Source organism: Lysinibacillus sp. RU7, assembly GCF_057837305.1.
In genome coordinates this window covers 1-252 of the sequence record NZ_JBYQFK010000209.1, presented here as the reverse complement: position 1 = coordinate 252, position 252 = coordinate 1, and the positions used below count along the sequence as shown (strand labels likewise).

Below are 252 nucleotides of genomic sequence, written 5' to 3'. Positions count from 1 at the left end.
CCAGGCGCGCACGGACGATGCGATCGTCATAGGCACTGCCGCCTCCCGCCAGCTTGCGTGCGGCATGCAGCACGGTTGGCTTGGGCCAGGGCACGCCCTCCATCACCACCAACCGCAGCGAGGAGCCGGGGACGTCGACACCGTCACGCAACGCATCAGTGCCAAGCAGCGAGGCGGACGGATCGTCACGGAAGATATCCACCAGCGTGCCGGTATCGATTGGATCGACATGCTGGGCGTGCAGCGCCAGTC

Annotated in this window: 1 protein-coding gene; it reads right to left on the bottom strand. The window is 66.7% G+C overall.

Annotated elements, in window-relative coordinates:
• Positions 1-252: helicase C-terminal domain-containing protein (locus tag AC3II9_RS22125; RefSeq protein WP_489158885.1), on the bottom strand; the 252-nt coding region annotated here is incomplete at both ends.